The following is a 19,929-nucleotide window of genomic DNA, read 5'->3' as shown; positions in this document are numbered from 1 at the left end:
TCCTCGCACAGCAAGACGCCCGCGATCAGCGAGCAGGAGCTCGTGAACGCGGGCGTCAGTCCTCAATATCTCTTCACACGGCTCAGTCCTGCTGATTCTCCAGCAGCGACTTCAGGCCATGCGGCTGGCAACGCAGGTACTGGGGCGCGGCCTTGACGGTGTCACCCAGCGCAGCGGCCGCGTGCCACGGCCAGCGCGGGTCGTAGAGAATGCCACGCGCCAGCGCGATGGCATCGGCACGCTCGTTCGCCAGCAGGTCTTCGGCCTGCTGCGGCTCGGTGATCAGGCCAACGGCAATCACCGGCATCTTCACCTGCGCCTTCAGGGCCTCGGCGTGCGGCACCTGATAGTTGGACGCTACCGGAATCTCCTGCTGCACGCTGAGCCCGCCACTGGAGACATGCAGATAGTGGCAGCCACGGCGGTCCAGCGCCTTGGCAAGTTCAATGCTCTGCTCGAGGTCCCAGCCGCCCTCGACCCAGTCCGTCGCGCTGATCCGGATGCCCAGCATCACGTGCTGCGGGATCGCGGCCCGCACGGCGTCAAAGACCTCAAGCGTCAGACGCATGCGATTCTCGAGCGAGCCACCGTAGTCATCGTCGCGCTGATTGCTCAACGGCGACAGGAACTCGTGCAGCAGATAACCATGCGCCGCATGCAGCTCGATGCCGTCCAGGCCAATCTCGACGGCGCGCTGCGCCGCCGCTACGAAGTCCGCGATGGTGCGGCGGATCTGATCACCACTCATCGCCTCGGGCAGCGGCCCACCTTCGCTGAAGGGAATCGCGCTGGGGGCGAGTACCTGCCAGCCGTTTTCGTTGCCGGGCGCGATGGCAGCGCCGCCATCCCAAGGCTTCTGGCAGGACGCCTTGCGCCCCGCATGACCGATCTGCACCGCCAGCGGCATCGGCGAATAGCGGCGGATACGCTCGACGACTCCCTGCATAGCTTGCTGGCAAGCATCATCAAAGAGTCCGACGTCGCCGTGGGTGATCCGCCCCTCGGGAGAGACAGCGCTGGCCTCGAAGATCAGAAGCCCGGCCCCGGACTGGGCGAGATTACCAAGATGCTGGTCATGCCAGGCCTGCATCTGGCCGTCCTCGGCGGAGTACTGACACATGGGCGCGATGAAGATGCGGTTGTCCAGCGTGAGCGGGCCGAGGGCAAGCGGTGAAAACAGTGTGGACATGGAATTCCTCTGGATACAGACAGGGTGGGTTTGACAAGGTGCAGGCGCGAACATGGCGAGAAGGTCCGTGCTGAAATTGCCAACGCAGTGCAAGCACAATGCGGGCACCGAGGAGGCGCCACAAGCGCAAGGTGGCCGCGATGACGGCAACGCTGAGTTGCCTATCCTTCACGCAAGCCCTGCTGGAACGTCATCATCAGCGACTCGCTTCGCTCTCCAGCACTTCTTCGACCAGCAGACGCCCGACATCGGCAATCGCGGCATTGCGCGCTGCCAGGTCCGCCTCGCTTTCGGTCAGATAGACCGCCACGATCAACGGGGCACGCAACGGCGGCCACAAGATGGCAACGTCATTATTGGTGCCATATCCCCCGCCGCCGGTCTTGTCCGCGATCTGCCAGTCATCGGGCAAGGCCGCCCGCAGCTTGTCATCGCCGGTGGTGTTGGCCAGCATCCAGCCCTGCAGGGCAAGGCGCGATGGCTCGCTCAGCGCATCCCCCACCAGCAATCGCTGCAGGGTGGCCGCCATCGCGTGCGGCGTGGTGGTATCGCGAGGATCACCGGGGGTGGCTTCATTGAGCGCCGTTTCACGTCTGTCCAGCCGCGTGCTGTCATCGTTCAGGCGCCGCAAATAGGCCGTCAGTGCGGCCGGGCCGCCCAAGGCGTCGAGAATCAGGTTACCCGCGGTATTGTCGCTGGTCGTGATAGTTGCATGGCACAACGCCTCAAGCGTCAGCCCGCCATCCCGGGTGTGGTGCTCGGTGATGGGGGAGTAGGTCACGAGATCCGCCGGGCGAATCGCCACCTTGCGTGACAACGATTCCTGGCCTTCGTCCACCCGAGAGAGCAGATGACCACAGGCCAGCACCTTGAAGGTGCTGCTCATGGGGAAGCGCTCATTCCCCCGCCAGCTGAAACGGGTGCCATCGGCGGTATCCAGAACGGTGACACCGATTCGCGCGCCGACCTCTGATTCGATGGCCTGAATGGCCGACGCCGAGAGCGGCTTGTCAGCGGCCAAAGCATCGTCCGCGGCCTGAGCGCCCAGCGACAGACAGGCAAGCGCGGCGGCGGCCAGCCACTGTTTCCAGCACCTTGAAGGCCTGACAGCAAGCTTTACCGCAAGGCTGGAAGAGTGCAATGGAGACGAGCGGTGATCGGCACCGCACAGGCGCTGAGGGGATGAAGGCATCAATGATATGTCCTGATCATGGGGAGCGGTCGTGTCGCAAGACACGACCCAATATGCAGCATGCTACATGTACCATAGCCGCTTAAGCGCGGACATGCCGGCCATCTCACTACGGGCCGCGGGCTGGCAGAGACTTGATCTGGGTCAATGCCTGCGCACGCTGCCCTCACTCATCGAGAACCTTGAGCGTCTTGTTGCGCTTGGCGCCGGGCTTGGCATGCCATGACAGGCGAATATCGAGGCGATGATGATCATCCTCTCGCCGCGCCGTGACCTTGAGGGTCATCAGGCCGCGCGGTGCCAGCCGTATCTCGCCGTCCTCATCGCGAAATGACAACAGTCCCTTGCCCAGCCCCTTGATGATGGCCTTGAGAATGCCCTGAACGCCATCGATGGACTGCAATGATTCATGTCGGAACAGCGACTTGTCCTGCTTGTCGTCTTTCACCTGCCTCTCCTGTGCGTGTATCAGGGCGCGTAGACCTTGACCTCGGGATGGTCATTGCTGATGCCGACGATGCGTCCACAGGCTTCTATCAGCGTCGCCCCCATGCCCACGCCATCCAGCCCTTCCTTGCGGCGTGAATTGCGATCCAGGGTGACGTCGCCCTCGATATGCAGAAGCCCGTGGCGCCAGCCCAGTTGCTGGCCCGCCTGATGATTGACGTGGCCATGCATCACGGCACGAATGCCGACCTTGTGCAGGCGCTTGACGCCTGCGGCGCTCAGCACCATGTCGCTCTTGCGATATTTGGTGCGCAGTACATTGGCCAGCTCACCGTAATAGAAGGTGAACGGGTCTTCGCGCAGGATGCGCCGGAATTCCTGATTGACCTGCGAGACCTTCTGGCGGCCGAGTCGTCTGGCGAAGGCATCATCCACGCCTGCATGGACATGCAGGAAGGCGCCACTGCGATAGGCAAGGCGCATCTCGTCGAAGAACCAGGCAAAGCGCCCGCCGGGCTTGAGAAACAGCTCGTGGGCCTTGAGCGCGGCGGCATAGGTCTGACGCAACGAGAGGCCATGTTTCTCACAGGCATGCTCGAAGCCATCGGCCTTGGCGCTCAGGCGAGTGACCTCCTTCTCCAGCGCCTCCCCCTTGAGCACATGGCCTGCCGATTTGCGAAACTGCTCCGCCCAGTCCGGCCCCGGGTACAGGCGTCGACGGCATTCACTTCGCGAGGGAATGCTCTTCATCGCCCGCGGTCTGTCCGCCAGATAGTGATCGAAGACTTCCTTTAGCAGCGCCAGCCCCTTGGCGCCCATGCGCACGAACAGATGATCGGTTCGCGCCGAATCATCATGGCTCAGCCGCATCAGCGCCAGCATCAGCCGCATGTCGTGATTGCCCGCCAGCAACTTGAGGCGTGCCCCGCTGCGCATCAAGGTGCGCAGGGCTTCCAGCAGCTCCAGATTGCTGGGGCCCTTGTCGAGGCAGTCACCGCCGATGACGAAGACACTGCGCTTGCCCCGCGCCGTCAACACCAGGTTGTCCCGCGAGGTCAGGCGCACACCGCCACTGGCCACCAGAGACGCGATGAAGGCTTCCGCGTCGGCATGGGCATCGGAGATGAAGATGACATCGCGGCGTGGCCAGTCCTTGCTGCCCAGCTTGCGAGCGGCGCGGGACACCTTGTCACCGGCGCGCAGGTGCTGATGTGTCTCGGGCCACTGAGCCGCGTGACTGGGCAGCGCCTTCAGATAACGCGTCGGGCCTCGGTAACGCGGTACGGCGTCGCTCATGGGGGGACTGAGGGTCATTGGGCTATCTCCTTGTGGCATCTGCTTGCCTCGTTGAACTCACCGGCCTGTGGCAAGCAAGCGCCTTGCCGCTCCTTGGGGACCATCCTGGGGAATGTGGAATGAGGTCACGGGCACAGGGCGACAAGATTATGACCGTTTGATCACAGAAAGATGACAGACTCGTATCACGCTGATGCGCTGGCCTGCTTCTCTGCTGTCAATGACTCCGCCCATCTCCTGCTCTCCAGCACCCCGCCCGCTCCCGGCACTTCAGTACCCCGCCGGCTGGCCGCCAACTCAGTCCTGCGCGGGCTCGTGACGCTGGCGCACCTTCCACTCGCCAGCCACATGCCGCCATGACCCTGACGGGGTTTGCTCGATGACCACCGGCCGTGCATGGTGCATGCTCAGCCCGGCAATCTGGTCGAAGTCCAGCACGCCCAGCAGATGCGCCGCATGCCGCAGCGCCGCGCCATGGCCGACGACCAGTGTCAGCGTGGCGCCCGATGTGGGGGTTGATGTGGGAGCCGAGGCAGGAGCTGGTGGGGAAGCCGGCAACGAAGCAATGAAGTCGGCCACCCGCTGGCCGGCCTGCATCAGGGATTCAGCCCCTGGCAGCGGCAGGCGAAAGTGGCTGTTGGATTTCCAGTCGGCCGGCAGGAAATCCACGCGCGGGTCATGACGCACCGCTTCGGCGATCTGTGCCGTGGTCAGATTGGCGGCGCTGCCCAGACTGCGCTCCCACAGGGCATCATGTGCCATGAGCGAGAACTCACGCCCTGTCCTGTCACCCATGACCTCGTTCATCACCTGCGCCGTCTGCCAGGCACGCAACAGGCTGGAGGCATGTACCGTGCTGGCCGGTTGCCAGCCATGGGCCTGACACAGCATCAGCACTTCCTCGGCTCCCTCACGCGCCTGGCGCTCACCGCGACGGGTCAAGGGAAACGGCTGCAGCGCGCTCGGGGTATCAATCTGCTGGTGATAGTCGGCATGACGAATCAATGCCACACGTCGGATTGTCGGTTCATCAGTCATCGGCCGTCGCTCTTCCCGTCTTCACTCGGTATTGATTCATGCTAGCGGTCCTCGCCATGCGTCGCCTCGTACGGTGCTAGTGGCTCTAGTGGAACCAGTCTCCCGCGCTCACGTCGCCTGGCGCGACTGATCAAGCCGTGCCAGCAACGCCATGGCGGCGTGCCCCATCTCGTGGTTCTTCAACAGGCTCGGCATGACCTCCGCCGCCACCCAGCGCCGACTGCGATGCGGTTCCTCTCGCTCGCTCTCTTCCTGCTCATGCACGACTCTCACGGCGTGCAGACTGGCCTCGACAGGAGCGCCCCACTTCTCGTAACTGAATTCCAGCGCTGCGTGGTCCAGCGCCTCCGCCTCGATGCCCGCTTCCTCGCGGGCTTCCTTGAGCGCGGACTCAAGCGGACTCAGCCCCGGATCGACAATCCCCTTGGGCAGGCTCCAGTGACGATTGGAGGAAGAACCGATCAGCAGCACCTCCCACTGGGCATCGTCGCCCTCCCCCTGCAGACGACAGGGCAGGACGGCCGATTGGCGGTAGTAATAGGCGGGACGTTCGCGACGCTCCTCACCGGCCGGGAATGGCCAGGGGAAGCCATCCGGCAAGGCACGCACGCGCTGGATCAGCTCCAGACTCATCTGGCCGGAGCGCAGGTCTTCCCAGCGCCCCTCGAAGGTCAGCTTGACCACCGCCGCCGTCGGCAGCAGCTTGGTCTCCTTGGGCGGGCGCGGACGCTTGCCGGTCAGCCAGACCAGCGCATCTTCCAATGCCGGGTTATGGCCGATGATCATCAGTCGCTGCACGCTGTCCGGGCAGGCGCGCACTGTCTTGAGCAGCGGCGCCTCGTTCTCGCAGTAAAGCGCAGGCTTGAGCTCGATCATGTCGACGCCGAGGCCCATCGACTTCACGCACTTTTCCGCCGTGGCGCGCGCGCGAAGGGCCGGCGAGCTCAGGATGGCATCCGGCACCAGCGCCTCCTGGGCAAGCCAGGCTCCCATGCGCTGGGCGCCCCGCTTGCCGCGCTCCTTGAGGGGTCGATGGAAGTCGTCAGCTGCCACTGACCAGTCCGACTTTCCGTGGCGCATCAACAGCAGTTCACGACGCATGTTCAAGCCTCCAGCAAGGGGGTCAGGTGGTTCTCGACCAGCGCGGCGAAGTCCACGCGCCCGGTCACCTCAAGCACGCGGGTTGCCGCCAGGCGCTCCAGATACGGCGCGGGATCAAGGCTTGCGCCATTGGGCACGAAACGGCCATCCCGCTGCTGGTGGAAGGGCCCCGGTGTCTTCATCACCGCGCGTATCAGCGCTTCGCTGCGGCTGACCTCGATCTCGCGCACCTCTAGCGGCGCCTCGCTGCCACGCGTCCAGTTGAGTATCACCATGGCCGCAAGCTCGCCGCTGGCGCGGATACGCCCGGGGCCGTAGACGTCCTCGATGATCAGATCGTGCTTCTCTTCGAGATCCCATAGCGCTTCTTGCGGCATCGCTTCATAGCCTGCGATACGCGCGGGATCCAGCAGCGGGCGCAGACGCGGATTGTGGAGCATGGTACCGGGATTGATGCGTGGCAACTTGGCGACGCCGCGGGCACGCAGCGTTCCCTCCCGCCCCGGCCGGTCCAGGAACAGCCGGTCATTGCTGATGAAGTCGAACTCGGGATTGTCGAGCGCCTTCACCATGGTGGTGGACTTGCCGCCGCCCGAGAAGGCAGCGATGGCCACCGCGCGATCGCCCTTCGACAGCGCCGAGGCGTGACAGATCAAGCCGTCATTCTGCTGCAGATGCGACATGTGCAGATTGAGCAGGAAGTTGATCACCTGGCTTTCATTGTCTTCACAGGGCCCGAACGCCAGGTTGTGGTCGTTGCTGCGCAGAAAGGCCATGCCCGTGCGCACCTTGTGGATCAGGCGCCCGTCGGCCAGGTCGATGATGGCGTCCTTGCGGCGTGTCTTGCCGGGCTCCGGCATCCAATCGACGAAGGCCTCGGGCACGATGCCGAGCCTTGCTGCCGCTGACGTGTCCTTGAGGGCCGGCGCCTCGAGCACATGCACGAGCCTGGCTCCCCCCGGCACAGTGTCGAGCGCCACGAGGCGCGCGCAATGGCGGAAATATGTCGCCAGACGTTGCAGCAGCCGCGGCATGTCCGTCATCACGCACAGGCGGAAGTCATCCACCTCGAACAACAGCGCCTCGCTCAGGCACTGGCGCGACGGTGTCAGCGCCGTGAAGCAGGCGGCGGCCGTCCACTCTGCAAAGGGCAGCGTGGCAAGGCTGGCCGGGCTGTCACAGGTCGTCGCGTTCATGCCAGACACTCCATCACGTGATCGAGATAGGCGGCTGCCGCATCGACACCGGCACCTTCCAGCGCCCCGCGGAAGCCACCGAAGGCCGAGACTTCGAAGATGATCGGGCCATCGTCGGTCAGCGCGACATCGACGGTGGTGAAGTCGAGCTTGAACGGTGCCTGGGCACGCTGCGCCAGCGCGATCAGCTCCTCAGAGGGCTCGAAGGGCGCGTACTTGCCACCGGCATGGATGGTGGTATTCCAGGCATCGCCCCCACTGACGCGGGCGTAGCTGCACAGATAACGGCCACCGACGAAGACCATGCCGTAATCCTGCCCCGGCAGGTCAAGGCGCTGCTGCAGATACATCATCGGGTGCTCGGCGACGAACTCACGCACGGCAGCTTCCAGCGCGGCATCATCGCCGGTGTTCTCGATGATGCACATGCCCCGTGCCTTGGTGGAGAAAAGCGGCTTGAAGACGGCGGCCTTGAAGCGCTTGACGGCCTCGCAGGCCGCCGTCACGTCTTCGGTGACCAGCGTGGCAGGCATCGGGATATCGGCATTGGCCAGCGTGACGGTGCAGCTCAGGCGGTCGATCAGGCGAATCATGCTCTCCGCGCTGCTGAAGACGCGCACGCCCCTGGCTTCGGCGACACGCAACAGCTCCAGGCGGTCCAGGCTGCCCGGGGAATATTCCGCGCTGATCTTCTTGACGATCAGGGCATCCAGCTCGGTCAGGTCATGACGCACCCCGGCAGAGTCACGGAATTCGAGGCAGTTGCGGGTCAGATTCAGCGAGACGGCCGCCATGTCGATCACGAGACGAAAGCCCGTCCGTGCTTCGATGGCATCCGCCAGCACTTCGGTCGACCACTTGCCGGGAATACCCACGACGCCAATCTTGAAATCAGTCAACGAACAACTCCTCCAGGGGAATACGGTAATCGGCCGGCCGTTCAGGGTCGGCGCCAAGCACATGCTCGAGTATAAAGCGTGCGCGGTTGAACATGCGCCCTGCCAGCCCGGCATCGAGGATGAAACGTGTCGAGGTGGCAAAGGAGCGCGCCAGGCCAAGTGCCAGACGCCATTCAAAGGTGGTATCGCCCTGCTCATGGGCAAAGCGACGCATCTGCTGACCGAAACTCAGGGCCAGCGCCAGAATACGGGCCCGCAGCGCCGCATCCGTCAATTGCAGACGGTAATGGGACACCATGTGCACGGACACGTCCTGCACATAGTCCTGATAGGCCGAGCGGTGAAGATCGATGAAGCGGATGCTCTGCTTCGCCGGATCGAAGAGGATGTTGTCGACATTGAAGTCGCCGTGGATATAGACGGCGAAGGGAGCCTCGAGCGAACGTTCCAGACCTGCGGCCTGCTCGATCAACGCTTCCAGCGAGGGCATCTCGCGCCCACACAGCGAGGCACCGCAGTGGCGAAATTCCGGATGGATCTGATAGACATCACTCAGCCGCTTGAGTAGCTGGCGCATGTGCCCTGCAGTGACCGGCTTGTCGCGGCGGGTGGTGGTCCACACCGAGTGTAGCGTCTCGACCAGCGCCTGCTGGGCGGTACGATTGAGGCGTGACGATTCGTTGATCAACAGATGCTCGAGGGTCATGCCCGGCAGGTGCTCGATCAAGAGTGCCGCGCTGTCGCCCTGCTGATGATGCGAGAGGATGCGGGGGGCGATGCCGGGATAGATGTCGTGCCAGCGCTCGACGCCCTGACGCTCCTCCTCGACCTTGCGCCCCAGGCCATCCTTGAAGATGGCCAGATACTCCGGTGAGGTCAGCGGCAGATCGCCGGTTGGCTTGCGGTCCTTGGATTTGCGGTCCTTGGATTTGCTGCCCTTTGACTCGCTCGCGTCAGTCTTGCGGTCCTTTGACTTGCTGCCCTTTTGCTTGCTGCCCCCTGACTCGCCAGCCTTGCTGCCCTTTTGCTTGTCGTTGGCCGGCCTGCCCTTGTCATTGCCCTTGTCACTGACCTTCTCGACAGCCCTCTCATTGGGCTTCTCGCTAGCAATCCCCGAGATCCGGCTGCCGGAACGTGTCTCGGCCAAAGTGTCGACGCGCATCTCGCCCGCCGTCTGACTGCCATCACCGAGTTCATTGACCAGGTGGGTCAGCGAGGCATAGCGCTCGAAGTTGAGTGACTGACCGAGGGTTGCCGAGATGATCGCCTCACCCAGCTGCCCCAGCACCTCGCCCATCTGGCTGATTTCCCGAGCCACGAACAGCAGATGTGTCAGGTCTTCGGCGGGAGCGCGCTTCTTCTTGAGCTGGCCGGTGAGTGCCCGGATGCGACCTTCACTGTCCCGCTTCAGCTTCTCGCGACTGCGCGCGAGCTTCAGGGCCAGGGACAGGGAGCCGTTCTCCAGAGACATCTCGCTGCGCAGAATGCCGCGACGCACACGGCGCAGCGACTTGACCAGCACGACATCATCGACCAGCTGGACATCATCGACGCGAATCAGCTGCTCCAGACAACTGCGCGCCAGCTCACTGAGCCGTGCCAGACCACTGGCGACCTCGACCAGGCTCTGATGGAAGCGGGCCCGCGCGTGCGAGCGCTTGTGGTTTCGGGCTTCAGGGCATGCCTGTTCGATACGCTGGCAGAGGTTCTCGGCGTACCCCTGGCGCTCCAGCAGCTTGCGCGCCATGGCCGCCGTCGGCGCGGACACGAACGCCTGCAGCCAGCCATATTGGCTATCCACTTCCGAACACAGAAATCGAAGGTTGTCGCGCGTGCTTTCAGGCCAGGCCTGATCCATGCCATCTCTCCATCCACTGGGGAATCATCCCAATATCCCAGTATTCCAAGCAAAGATGACAATCAGCGACACACGCTGGATCAATCATCTATTTCGCTCACGACCGACCAGAAACATTCTCCTTCAATGAATTCCACCCTCCAGACGCTTCCCACTAGACGTATCGCTTATAGCTGGGCAAGACCGGATTCGGCGACAGTAGCGCAAGGGACCAAATCAGCCTCGCGCTACTCACCACAGATGGAGTTCGGAATGACCATTACCTGCATCAATGATCTGCAACGCCTGGCGAAACGCCGCGTGCCGAAGATGTTCTACGACTATGCCGATTCCGGCTCGTGGACGGAGTCCACCTATCGGGCCAACGAGGCCGACTTCGCCGCGATCGGACTGCGCCAACGGGTGATGGTCGACATGGACAATCGCACTCTGCGCACGAAGATGCTCGGCGAGGAGGTGGCCATGCCGGTGGCGATCGCGCCGACTGGCCTGACCGGCATGCAGCATGCCGATGGCGAGATGCTGGCCGCGCGCGCAGCGAGTGACTTCGGTATTCCCTTCACGCTCTCGACCATGAGCATCTGCTCCATCGAGGACGTCGCGTCCGTCAGCTCACGGCCCTTCTGGTTCCAGCTTTACGTGATGCGTGACAAGGATTATATCGGGCGGCTGATCGATCGCGCCAAGGCAGCGGAGTGTTCCGCGCTGGTACTCACCGCTGACCTGCAGATCATCGGCCAGCGCCACAAGGACCTGATCAATGGCCTTAGCGTGCCCCCTCGCCCCACCGTGGCGACCGTGCTCGATCTGGCCACCAAGTGGCGCTGGTGTGCCGGCATGCTCAAGACGAAGCGCCATACCTTCGGCAATATCGCCGGACATGTGAAGGATGCTGGTAACCTTAGCTCCCTCTCGAAATGGACCGCCAGCCAATTCGATCCCAGCCTGAGCTGGGACGACATCAAGTGGATCAAGGACCGCTGGGGCGGCAAGCTGATCATCAAGGGCATCATGGAGCCGGAAGATGCCGAGTTGGCCGTGCAGGCGGGCGCCGATGCGGTGATCGTCTCCAATCACGGCGGACGTCAGCTGGATGGTGCCGCCTCCTCCATCTCCGCCCTACCGGACATTCTCGCGGCAGTCGGCGACAGGACAGAGGTCCACATGGACGGCGGCATCCGCTCCGGACAGGATGTGCTCAAGGCGGTGGCGATGGGTGCCCAGGGCGTCTATCTGGGGCGCGCCTTCCTCTATGGTCTCGGCGCCATGGGCGAAAAAGGCGTGACCAAGTCCCTGGAGATCATACACAAGGAACTCGACACCACGCTGGCCCTGTGCGGACTACGTGATATCCACGACGTGGACACGCGAATTCTCAGGCCCGGCACCTATCCACTGGCCAGCTCGCAGAGTGGAGCCGAAGCAGCGCGAGAATCACGCCGCAGGGTGCCTCATGACCCGCTGGGCACGACCTCCTGAACACGACCTCCTGAACACGACGGCGGAGCAATGATGTAGTGGTCAAGTGCTTTTGGCCACCGAGCTTTGAGCATTCCAGTAGTTCTTTTCTGCCAAATTCGGCGGTATCCCATCGTTATGCTTGTGCGGCCGCAGGCTGCTGTAGTAACCGATCATATAATCAGTGACAGATCGCTTCGCCGCAGCAACATCGGGATAGCCGATCTCTGGTATCCATTCCGTTTTCAGGCTTCTGAAGAAGCGCTCTGTTGGGGCATTGTCCCAGCAATTGCCACGGCGACTGAGACTCAGTGTCATTCGGTAGCGCCAGAGCATCTGCCGGAATGCCCGGCTGGTGTACTGGCAACCCTGATCCGAATGAAACAGGATATTCCGTGGCTCTCCACGCGATTCGTAGGCCATGGTCAGCGCTTTCTTTACCAGCTCCGTGTTCGGCGATAGGGACAATGCCCACCCCACGGGTTTACGAGCATACAAGTCGATGACCACTGCCAGATAAGCCCAGCGTGCCCCTGTCCAAATATAGGTAATGTCGCCGGTCCATACCTGATTGGGCTTCTTTACATCGAACTCCCGATCAAGAACATTCGGTATATCCAGGTGTGGCTGATCAGCCTTCTTGTAGGCGTGCCTCGGCGGCTGCGAGCTCATCAGCCCCAGCTGCTTCATCCGCCTGCTGGCCCGATAACGACTCAACTGTATTCCTGCCTGCGTGACCATTTTTGCAATGCTGCGAGCGCCGGCAGAGCCGTTACTGATGGTATGCGCCTCGACAACCTGATCCAGCAGCTTCTGCTCAGTCTCACAAGGTCTTCTATCCCGACTACGCCAAGCCCGGTAGCTACTGCGATGCACCCCAAACACCTGACACAAGTGCTGCACCGCGTAGCTCTCTTCAAGTCGCTCGATTATCGAGAATTGCTCAGGGAGTCCGACATCAAGAGAGCGGTAGCCTTTTTTAATATTGCCTTCTCTTCTTCCACTCGCCGCAGCTTGCGCTTCAGTTCCTGGATCTCACGCTGTTCCGGCGTCAGAGCCTCACCTTTCAGCGACGCCTTGCCTGCTCGCTCAGCGCGAAGCCTGCGAACCCAATACTCCATGGTGGATTTGCCAACTCCCATAGCCTCACACGCCGCCTTCAGCGTGTAGCCCTGGTCGACCACGAGCTGGGCCGCTTCCAAGCGAAATTCCGGGCTAAACGTTCTCTTCTTCGTCATCATCTGCACCTGATTGTCTCTGTGAGCCATCATACACTCAAAGTCAGGTGGCCAGATTCACTGTGCCACTACATGACGCCCTGAAAAGCACAAGGCCGACATGCACCAGTGGAATCCACCACGGCACATGTCGGCCTGTCATCACTGGGCGGCGAATCTCTTAAGGCTCACTCAAGAGTCACTCAAGACCCGCTCAAGGCACACTCAAGATCCGCTCAAGACTCAGTGCACCTTGAGACGCGGCCCCATACTTCGGCGTAGTACGTCACTGACCACCTCGGCGGAGCCCTTCAACGGCCCCAGCAGCAGGAACTGGTGCTGGCGCTGCAGCCCTTGATAGGCGGCGCGCGCAAAGCGTCCTCTCACCTGCAGATCATCATTGCCCTTGCTGCCTTGGGCATTGCCAAGCTTGTCACTCAACTTGCCGCTGAGCTCACCGACGCTGCCGGCGCTGGAGAGTGACAGCAAGGTACCGCGGTCCTTGAACTCGAAGGCCTGAGCCGGCTCACCCTGCTGGCGACGCGGCAGTTCATCGGCGAGAAACTCGGCCTGCTCGCTGGCCACCTGAGCGGTGGGCGGCAGCGGTGCCTCATCGATGTTGGCACAATCGCCCAGCGCGAAGATGCTGTCGTGGCCGAGACATTGAAGCCCGGGGGTCACCGTGAATTGACGCTTCTTGTTGCTTTCCAGGGCATCGATTTCCTCGACGATGGCAGGCCCGACACGCCCTGCCGCCCAGACCACCAGATCCGCGTCCCGCGTCACCGACTCATCGCCTTCACTGATCTCGACACTGCCGGAGGACACCTTGGCGACCTGACGAGACAGTTCGATCTTGATGCCCTGCTCCTCGAGTCGCTGATGGATCGACTCGCGCAGTTCCTGTGTGACACCGGGCATGAAGGTCTCGGTGGCCTCGAGAATCGTGATCTCGACCTTCGCGCCCTTGGGTGCAGGGGCGTCATGCATGCCACGCGCCTCATGCAGGTAGGCGGCCAGTTCGACACCGGTGGCACCGGAGCCGACGATCACCACCTGATACGGCCGCCCCGGGGACTCCTTGGCACTATCTTGCGTGCTTCCCTCAGCGCCAACCTGAGCGCCGCCCTGGGTGGCTGACACGCCAGCATCGCCTGTAGGTGCTGTTTCCATCGCCACATGGTTGGCCAGCAGGCCACGCGAGAACTGCTGGGCGATGCGCTCGGCGTCGTCAGGGGAATCCAGCAGGCAGGCATGCTCCAGCACACCCTCGACCCCCATGTCCGGCGTCACACCGCCCAGGGCCAGCACCAGCTGACGATAGCCCCTGACGCGCGCCGGCACCTCGGCGCTCGCGTGATCTTCCCCGCCCGGGATCGCGGCCAGGGTGATCTGGCGCTGTTCAGGCTCCACGCTCGCGAGTGTGCCGCACTCATAGCGGAACCCCCACTGCTCGGCCAGACCGGCATACCCCAGCTCATCGACCTGACGCCGCCCGAGGCCCGCCGCGATCTCATGCAGTCGTGGCTTCCAAACGTGACTGGTGTCACGGTCTATCAGCAAGATGTCCTTGTGGCCTGCCTTGGCAAGGCGAACCGCCAGCTCCAGTCCGCCGGCACCGCCACCGACGATGACGATATCGGCGTCGCGCGTTCGCTGAGGATCATGCGTTTCCATAGGGGCCTCCTTTAGCGGGGTCGAATATGGAAACCTTATGTCAGACCAGATGCTTTTCAAGACTGACACGCATGACTTCGCCAATGCGCTGCCTTTGATGCGACGCATCATCGGCGTGATCGCCTGCGCAACGCTTGAGGCCACCTTGGGGTTTGACAGCGCTCGAGTCCGCGACTAAAGCTTATTTATACGAATAAATATAACTGACTCGCTGCCGCTCAGGACATCGCATGCCGACATCGCCTTCCCCCCTGGACACTTCACGCGCCAGCACCAGTGCCAACGCCTCCGGCGCCCACCTGCCCAAGCGGCAGAAGCTGGCCGAGCTGATCAGTGATGATCTGAGGCGCAGCATCGTGCGCGATGGGTTGAGCGAAGGCGACCGGCTGCCCAACGAGAAGGCGCTGATGGCCCAGTACGGCTGCGCCAAGGGCACGCTTCGCGAAGCCCTCAAGATTCTCGAGGTCGAGGGCTTGATCACCCTGAAGACGGGGCCCAATGGCGGCGCCGTGCTCAATGCGCCGAGCATGGAGCCGGCCAGCCGCATGCTGAGGAGCTTCCTGCATTTCAAGACGCTCAATGGTGCCCAGGTCTATCAGTTACGCCGACTGCTGGAAGTCGAGATGGCGGTCTCGGTGGTGGGCCTGCTCAGCGAAGAGGACCTGGTGGCGCTCGAAAACAATGTCCATGACTGCAGTTGCCACCAGCCACAGGAAGAGGACCAGCGGCGCCAGCGCTTCCTGGAAATCGAATTCCACCAGGTACTGGCCCGCGCCTGCCCCAACCCGCTGCTCAGCTTCATGTGCCAGTTCCTCAACGACATGCTGCATGAGCTGGTCGTCATCAAGAAGGCCTACCTGCCGGAGCGCAAGCAGTTCGATCAGGCCAATCAGCATTACCACTCGGGCCTGATCACGGCGTTTCGCCACGAGGACCATGAGCAGGTCAGACAGCTCATGACAGAACACATGCAGGATGCCGAGCACCACATGACGGCACTCGAGGTGGAAATGGCCGACCAGTTGCTCGTCACCCCCGCGCAACTGATGGCCGACAGCAGAACCTGACCCGAAGCCGCAGCCGAAGCCTGGACCGAAACAAGAGCAGGACCGAGAGCGGAGCCGAAACAAGAGCGGAACCGAGACCGGAAGCACAACAACAATATCCAAGAGAGGATGAAGCCGATGACCACTGCCCAGATGGACACATCGCCCGCGAATACCCTGAGCGAGCTGCGTACCGACAGCGATCGCCTGTGGCAATCACTGATGACCCTGGCTGAGCTGGGCGCCACGCCCAAGGGCGGCGTCAACCGCCAGGCGCTGACCGAGCTGGACCGCCAGGCACGCGACCTCTTCATTCAATGGTGCAAGGCCGAGGGCTGCACGATCCGTATCGATGCCATCGGCAACATCTTCGCGCGTCGCGCCGGCACCGACCCGGACACGCCGGCGGTGATGACCGGCAGCCACATCGACACCCAGCCGACCGGCGGCAAGTTCGATGGCTGCTTCGGGGTGATGGCCGGGCTTGAGGTCCTGCGCAGCCTCAACCAGCACGACATCAAGACCCGCTGCCCGGTGGAAGTGGTGGTCTGGACCAATGAAGAAGGCTGTCGCTTCGCGCCCTGCATGATGGGGTCCGGCGTGCATACCGGCCAGTTGTCACTGCATGAGATGCTCGCCCAGAAGGACAGCGACGGCGTGACCGCCGGTGAGGCACTGGATTCCATCGGCTATCGCGGCAGTGATGAGATCCCCCGCGAGAACGTACGCGCCTTCTTCGAGAGCCACATCGAGCAGGGCCCGATTCTGGAAGATGAAGAGACCACCATCGGCGTGGTGATGGGCGCGCTGGGCCAGCGCTGGTTCGATCTGACCCTGACCGGTCAGGAGGCGCACGCGGGCCCCACGCCCATGTCACTGCGCCAGGACGCCATGCTTGGCGCGGCCGAGATCACCGTCGCCGTCAATCGCATCGCCATCGATCACGCGCCGCACGGTCGCGGTACCGTGGGTGTGATGCAGGTCCACCCGGGCTCGCGCAACGTCATCCCCGGGCAGGTCAACATGACCATCGACCTGCGCTCGCTGGAACCCGACTCCCTCACCGCAATGGTCGCGGAGCTGAAAGAAGTCGTCGAAGCCGTCAGTCAGCGGCATCGTCTGACCTACGAGCTCACCCCCACCGCCGACTTCGTGCCGGAACACTTCGCCGACAACTGCGTGAACGCGGTGCGCAACGCCGCCAGCCAGCTCGGCTACTCGCATCTCGACATCGTCAGCGGCGCCGGCCACGACGCCATCTTCATGGGCCGTATCGCTCCCGCCGGCATGATCTTCGTCCCCTGCGAAGGCGGCATCAGCCACAACGAGATCGAGAACGCCGCGCCCAAGGACCTGCACGCCGGCTGCAACGTGCTCTTCCATGCGATGCTCGATCAGGCCGAGATCGTCAGCTGAGGAGAAATTTCCCTCCCACAGATGACAGGACGCCCCGCTCGATAGGTCATCGAGCGGGGCGTCTTGTGTCTGGCGCTGTGCATAGCCAATCCGTGCGACCCGCCATGAGCCGCTATTGCAGAGACCGCTTCCAGAGACTCTCGATGCTGTCCATCTCCGCCGGCCCGAACAGCGCCTCGGGTTCGCCGCGGTACCAGGCCCAGAGCTGATCACCGAAATCGAAGTGCCACCATTCGCTGGGCAGATTGGTGAACCCGGCCTCGGTCATGACGTGATAGAGCAGACGCCGGTTGTCGCGTGCCTCGGCCTGGGGCGTATCGCCGGCAGGCGGATGGCGCTCGAAATGATCGGCGTGGGACTCGGGTGTCGCCTCGTCGAACAGCGTCCCCATCTCGAGCAGCAAGCCGTCGGCGTCACACAGGGTGACATCGACGGCGCCACCGGTGAGATGCGGACTCGGCGCGTCCGGGTCACGGCTGGGCAGCGAGACGAATTCGCGCGTACGCGCCAGCAGCTGCTCCTCATCAAGCTCGGGGTCATGCGTCTTGAGCGACTGATATAGCGTCTCGAACAGATACTGCTGCACCCGCCAGGGTCGCCAGCCATCCATCACCACCAACGACAGCCCTTGCGGCAAGGCGCGCGCGGCCTGCAACAGGCGCTGATACACCGCGCGCCGCACGAGACATTCATTGACCGCCCCGGGGATACCGAGGCGCGCGTAGGCAGGATAGACCTTCAGACATGACGGCCCGAGGCTGGTCGGCACCAGAGTACTGTCACAACCCTTGACGGGAATTCGGGTGACCTGCGTCCAGTCCGGCTCGTCATGACTCGGGATGGGGGGAATTGGGCGATTCAATGTTGACGTCATGAGTTGTTATCCAGACAGGGTCGGCAACCACAGGGTAAGAGGCGGGAAGATGATCAGCATCAGCAGCACCGCGACCGCCAACAGCACGAACGGCCAGATGGTGCGAAACAGCGAGGTGATCTCGAGCTTGCTGACCGCGGCGGCCACGAACACGCAGGCGCCCATCGGCGGCGTGATCAGCGCGATGGTGATATTGAGCGTGATGATGACCCCCAGGTGCACGGGGTCGATGCCGGCGGCCATGGCCACGGGCACGAAGATCGGCGTCAGCAGCATCAAGGCCGAGACTTCCTCCATGAACATGCCGGTGACGAAGGTGATGGCGCTGAGCAGCAGCAGGATCAGGATCGGGCTGTCGATATAGGGTGTCAGCAATGCCACGAACTGATTGGGCACCTGGGCATAGGACAGCAGCCAGCTGACGATGGACGACACCGCCATGATCACGAAGATGGCGCTGGTCAGGCGCGCCGTGTCCTTGATGGCACCCCACACATCGACAAGCTTGAGCGGCCCCTGGCACAAGCCGCAGAGCAGGACATAGGCCACGATCAAGGCGCCGGATTCGGTCGGGGTCACGATGCCCAGCACGATACCGGAGACGATGATTACCGGTGCCACCAGCGCAGGCAGTGCCCCGATGACCGCCGCGATCACTTCGCGACGTGCCGGTGCCTGACCGCGCGCCTGCAGACCATGACGCCGGGCATACCAGGCATTCATCGCCATGAATGCCACCGCCAGCACCAGACCGGGTACGACACCGGCGAGGAACAGGCTGCCCACGGAGGTATTGGTCAGCGAGGCGTAGAGGATCATGAAGATGCTGGGTGGGATGATCGGCCCGATCAACGAGCTGCCCGCCGTCAGACCTGCGGCAAAGGAAGTCGAATAGCCCTCCTTGCGCATGGCCGGCACCAGCAGCGAGCCCAGTGCGGAGGTATCGGCGACCGCCGAGCCATTGACGCCAGCGAAGAACACGCTGGAAACGACGTTGACATGACCCATGCCACCGCGCAGATGTCCGACCATCAGGCGTGCCAGGCGCATGAGGCGTTCGGTCAGGCCACTGATGTTCATCAGGTTGCCGGCGAGAATGAACAGCGGAATCGCCATCAACGAGAAGGCATTGATGCCACCGAAGAACTGCTGTGGCCCGAGGCGCTCCAGCATCGAAATATCGACGAACAGAAAGCCGGTCACGGCGGTGACGAGCAGGGAGAGAAACAGCGGCAGGCCCAGCAGCACGTGCACGACGAAGATGGCCAACATTGCCCAGATCATGTGCGTGGCCCTCCTGTCCTGTCATCGTGTGTCGCAGGCTCGTCGACCTCCGCGTCCGGCGCGACCTCAAGCGCCGGGGATGTCAGCGGCCGTGGGCCATGCAACAGAACCTGCAGCGTAATCAGCGCGAAGCCGATCGGCATCGACAGCATCGGCACGCTGCGACTGACGCCCAGCCCCATGGTGCGGAACATGCTCGCCGACATGGCGTAGTGCCAGGTCATCCAGGTCGCGCCCGCCATCAGCACGAGCGTCAGCCACCACTGGTAATGGACCAGCGCCGTGGCCATGCGCGGAGGCAGACGCCGTTCCAGCAGCGCCACACGCATGTGCGCCCCTTCTGCCCAGACGACGCCGATCGCCAGCATGACACTGGCGATGATGAGATAGCGGGTCAGCTCATCGACCCAGATGGGCGCGCCGCCCAGTACATAGCGCATCACCACGCCGTAAAGCATGATCAGCACCGTGGAGGCCAGCAGTACCGCCGCTATCGCCAGTGTCACGCGGCCACAGGCAAGCAGCAGGCCTTCCCGCAGGGAAGGCTGTCGTGAAGGAGTCATGGAAGTCATTTACCGCAATCCACCAGAGGGAGGGAAATTCAGAGCCTCGATGCCCGGACTGTCATTGCCCGGGCACCGGGTACCGCAGCGGGATGCTCGCTGATACTTGAGCGTCACTCGCCTTTCACCGAGTCAGCGTGTCAGTTCATCTCGAAGGGCCATCGCAACAGACCATCGC

Annotated in this window: 17 protein-coding genes; 3 read left to right on the top strand and 14 right to left on the bottom strand. The window is 62.9% G+C overall.

Going from position 1 to position 19,929, the window contains the following annotated elements; translation table 11 throughout:
• Positions 1–82: 82 nt before the first annotated feature.
• From CLAM6_RS07620 to CLAM6_RS07580, 9 genes are all read right to left on the bottom strand, one after another.
• Positions 83–1,189: an NADH:flavin oxidoreductase/NADH oxidase gene (locus CLAM6_RS07620; protein ID WP_153635633.1), complete on the bottom strand. Its 1,107-nt coding sequence runs from the start codon at positions 1,187–1,189 to the stop codon at positions 83–85.
• 196 nt (positions 1,190–1,385) lie between these two features.
• Positions 1,386–2,381 (bottom strand): class A beta-lactamase, encoded by a 996-nt coding sequence (gene bla / locus CLAM6_RS07615; RefSeq protein ID WP_153635632.1) that lies wholly within the window; start codon positions 2,379–2,381, stop codon positions 1,386–1,388.
• 166 nt (positions 2,382–2,547) lie between these two features.
• Positions 2,548–2,829 carry an amphi-Trp domain-containing protein gene (locus CLAM6_RS07610; RefSeq protein WP_197738729.1) on the bottom strand — a complete coding sequence of 94 codons (282 nt, stop codon included), beginning with the start codon at positions 2,827–2,829 and terminating at the stop codon, positions 2,548–2,550.
• Positions 2,830–2,849: 20 nt separating this feature from the next.
• Entirely contained in the window at positions 2,850–4,142 is a 1,293-nt protein-coding gene (locus CLAM6_RS07605) for a metallophosphoesterase (RefSeq protein ID WP_172978651.1), read from the bottom strand.
• A 279-nt stretch (positions 4,143–4,421) separates the two neighbouring features.
• Positions 4,422–5,162, bottom strand: coding sequence for a histidine phosphatase family protein (locus CLAM6_RS07600; RefSeq protein WP_153635630.1), 741 nt, complete (start codon positions 5,160–5,162; stop codon positions 4,422–4,424).
• A 108-nt stretch (positions 5,163–5,270) separates the two neighbouring features.
• Positions 5,271–6,263, bottom strand: a complete 993-nt coding sequence (locus CLAM6_RS07595) for an NUDIX domain-containing protein (RefSeq protein ID WP_153635629.1) — start codon at positions 6,261–6,263, stop codon at positions 5,271–5,273.
• A 2-nt stretch (positions 6,264–6,265) separates the two neighbouring features.
• On the bottom strand, positions 6,266–7,459 hold the full coding sequence (locus tag CLAM6_RS07590) for an HprK-related kinase B (protein ID WP_153635628.1): 1,194 nt from the start codon (positions 7,457–7,459) through the stop codon (positions 6,266–6,268).
• Positions 7,456–8,358: a GAK system ATP-grasp enzyme gene (locus CLAM6_RS07585; protein WP_153635627.1), complete on the bottom strand. Its 903-nt coding sequence runs from the start codon at positions 8,356–8,358 to the stop codon at positions 7,456–7,458. The genes CLAM6_RS07590 and CLAM6_RS07585 overlap by 4 nt, the downstream gene beginning before the upstream one ends.
• The gene (locus CLAM6_RS07580; RefSeq protein ID WP_153635626.1) at positions 8,351–10,216 is read right to left on the bottom strand and encodes an aminoglycoside phosphotransferase family protein; all 1,866 of its coding nucleotides are present in this window, start codon (positions 10,214–10,216) and stop codon (positions 8,351–8,353) included. Before CLAM6_RS07580 ends, CLAM6_RS07585 begins: the two co-directional genes overlap by 8 nt.
• Positions 10,217–10,468: 252 nt before the next feature.
• Between CLAM6_RS07580 and CLAM6_RS07575 the strand changes: the two genes are divergently transcribed.
• Entirely contained in the window at positions 10,469–11,695 is a 1,227-nt protein-coding gene (locus CLAM6_RS07575; RefSeq protein ID WP_197738728.1) for an alpha-hydroxy acid oxidase, read from the top strand.
• A 42-nt stretch (positions 11,696–11,737) separates the two neighbouring features.
• On the opposite strand, the gene CLAM6_RS07570 is transcribed toward CLAM6_RS07575, so the two are convergent.
• Together CLAM6_RS07570 and CLAM6_RS07565 are read right to left on the bottom strand one after the other, a co-directional pair.
• A protein-coding gene (locus CLAM6_RS07570) for an IS3 family transposase (RefSeq protein WP_242007794.1) occupies positions 11,738–12,912 on the bottom strand; the annotation gives its coding sequence in 2 pieces (ribosomal slippage) (positions 11,738–12,657 and positions 12,657–12,912; 1,176 coding nt in all).
• Positions 12,913–13,134: 222 nt separating this feature from the next.
• Positions 13,135–14,568: an NAD(P)/FAD-dependent oxidoreductase gene (locus tag CLAM6_RS07565; protein WP_172978650.1), complete on the bottom strand. Its 1,434-nt coding sequence runs from the start codon at positions 14,566–14,568 to the stop codon at positions 13,135–13,137.
• Positions 14,569–14,798: 230 nt separating this feature from the next.
• Here CLAM6_RS07565 and CLAM6_RS07560 point away from each other — a divergent pair, with 230 nt between their 5' ends.
• A complete protein-coding gene (locus tag CLAM6_RS07560) occupies positions 14,799–15,635 on the top strand; it encodes a FadR/GntR family transcriptional regulator (RefSeq protein WP_153635623.1) in 837 nt (278 codons plus the stop codon).
• 117 nt (positions 15,636–15,752) lie between these two features.
• The gene (locus tag CLAM6_RS07555) at positions 15,753–17,030 is read left to right on the top strand and encodes a Zn-dependent hydrolase (RefSeq protein WP_153635622.1); all 1,278 of its coding nucleotides are present in this window, start codon (positions 15,753–15,755) and stop codon (positions 17,028–17,030) included.
• 112 nt (positions 17,031–17,142) lie between these two features.
• Here CLAM6_RS07555 and CLAM6_RS07550 read toward each other — a convergent pair whose 3' ends face one another.
• From CLAM6_RS07550 to CLAM6_RS07540, 3 genes are read right to left on the bottom strand one after another with little or no spacing between them, the layout of a single operon-like run.
• The gene (locus tag CLAM6_RS07550; protein WP_153635621.1) at positions 17,143–17,904 is read right to left on the bottom strand and encodes a M15 family metallopeptidase; all 762 of its coding nucleotides are present in this window, start codon (positions 17,902–17,904) and stop codon (positions 17,143–17,145) included.
• 6 nt (positions 17,905–17,910) lie between these two features.
• Positions 17,911–19,188 carry a TRAP transporter large permease gene (locus CLAM6_RS07545; protein ID WP_153635620.1) on the bottom strand — a complete coding sequence of 426 codons (1,278 nt, stop codon included), beginning with the start codon at positions 19,186–19,188 and terminating at the stop codon, positions 17,911–17,913.
• A complete protein-coding gene (locus CLAM6_RS07540; protein WP_153635619.1) occupies positions 19,185–19,751 on the bottom strand; it encodes a TRAP transporter small permease in 567 nt (188 codons plus the stop codon). Before CLAM6_RS07540 ends, CLAM6_RS07545 begins: the two co-directional genes overlap by 4 nt.
• Between the last annotated feature and the right edge of the window lie 178 nt (positions 19,752–19,929).

Origin of the sequence: Cobetia sp. AM6 (assembly GCF_009617955.1) — a bacterium.
Classification (GTDB): Bacteria; Pseudomonadota; Gammaproteobacteria; order Pseudomonadales; family Halomonadaceae; genus Cobetia; species Cobetia amphilecti.
The sequence above is the reverse complement of the archived record's forward strand: the minus strand, read 5'-3'. Positions and strand labels throughout refer to the sequence as shown.

Excerpts from the sequence above, each read along its gene's own strand:
- CLAM6_RS07620 (WP_153635633.1), bottom strand. The coding sequence starts at position 1,189 with ATGTCCACACTGTTTTCACCGCTTGCCCTCGGCCCGCTCACGCTGGAC.
- bla (WP_153635632.1), bottom strand. The coding sequence starts at position 2,381 with ATGCCTTCATCCCCTCAGCGCCTGTGCGGTGCCGATCACCGCTCGTCT.
- CLAM6_RS07605 (WP_172978651.1), bottom strand. The coding sequence starts at position 4,142 with ATGACCCTCAGTCCCCCCATGAGCGACGCCGTACCGCGTTACCGAGGC.
- CLAM6_RS07600 (WP_153635630.1), bottom strand. The coding sequence starts at position 5,162 with ATGACTGATGAACCGACAATCCGACGTGTGGCATTGATTCGTCATGCC.
- CLAM6_RS07595 (WP_153635629.1), bottom strand. The coding sequence starts at position 6,263 with ATGCGTCGTGAACTGCTGTTGATGCGCCACGGAAAGTCGGACTGGTCA.
- CLAM6_RS07590 (WP_153635628.1), bottom strand. The coding sequence starts at position 7,459 with ATGAACGCGACGACCTGTGACAGCCCGGCCAGCCTTGCCACGCTGCCC.
- CLAM6_RS07580 (WP_153635626.1), bottom strand. The coding sequence starts at position 10,216 with ATGGATCAGGCCTGGCCTGAAAGCACGCGCGACAACCTTCGATTTCTG.
- CLAM6_RS07575 (WP_197738728.1), top strand. The coding sequence starts at position 10,469 with ATGACCATTACCTGCATCAATGATCTGCAACGCCTGGCGAAACGCCGC.
- CLAM6_RS07565 (WP_172978650.1), bottom strand. The coding sequence starts at position 14,568 with ATGGAAACGCATGATCCTCAGCGAACGCGCGACGCCGATATCGTCATC.
- CLAM6_RS07560 (WP_153635623.1), top strand. The coding sequence starts at position 14,799 with ATGCCGACATCGCCTTCCCCCCTGGACACTTCACGCGCCAGCACCAGT.
- CLAM6_RS07555 (WP_153635622.1), top strand. The coding sequence starts at position 15,753 with ATGACCACTGCCCAGATGGACACATCGCCCGCGAATACCCTGAGCGAG.
- CLAM6_RS07550 (WP_153635621.1), bottom strand. The coding sequence starts at position 17,904 with ATGACGTCAACATTGAATCGCCCAATTCCCCCCATCCCGAGTCATGAC.
- CLAM6_RS07545 (WP_153635620.1), bottom strand. The coding sequence starts at position 19,188 with ATGATCTGGGCAATGTTGGCCATCTTCGTCGTGCACGTGCTGCTGGGC.
- CLAM6_RS07540 (WP_153635619.1), bottom strand. The coding sequence starts at position 19,751 with ATGACTCCTTCACGACAGCCTTCCCTGCGGGAAGGCCTGCTGCTTGCC.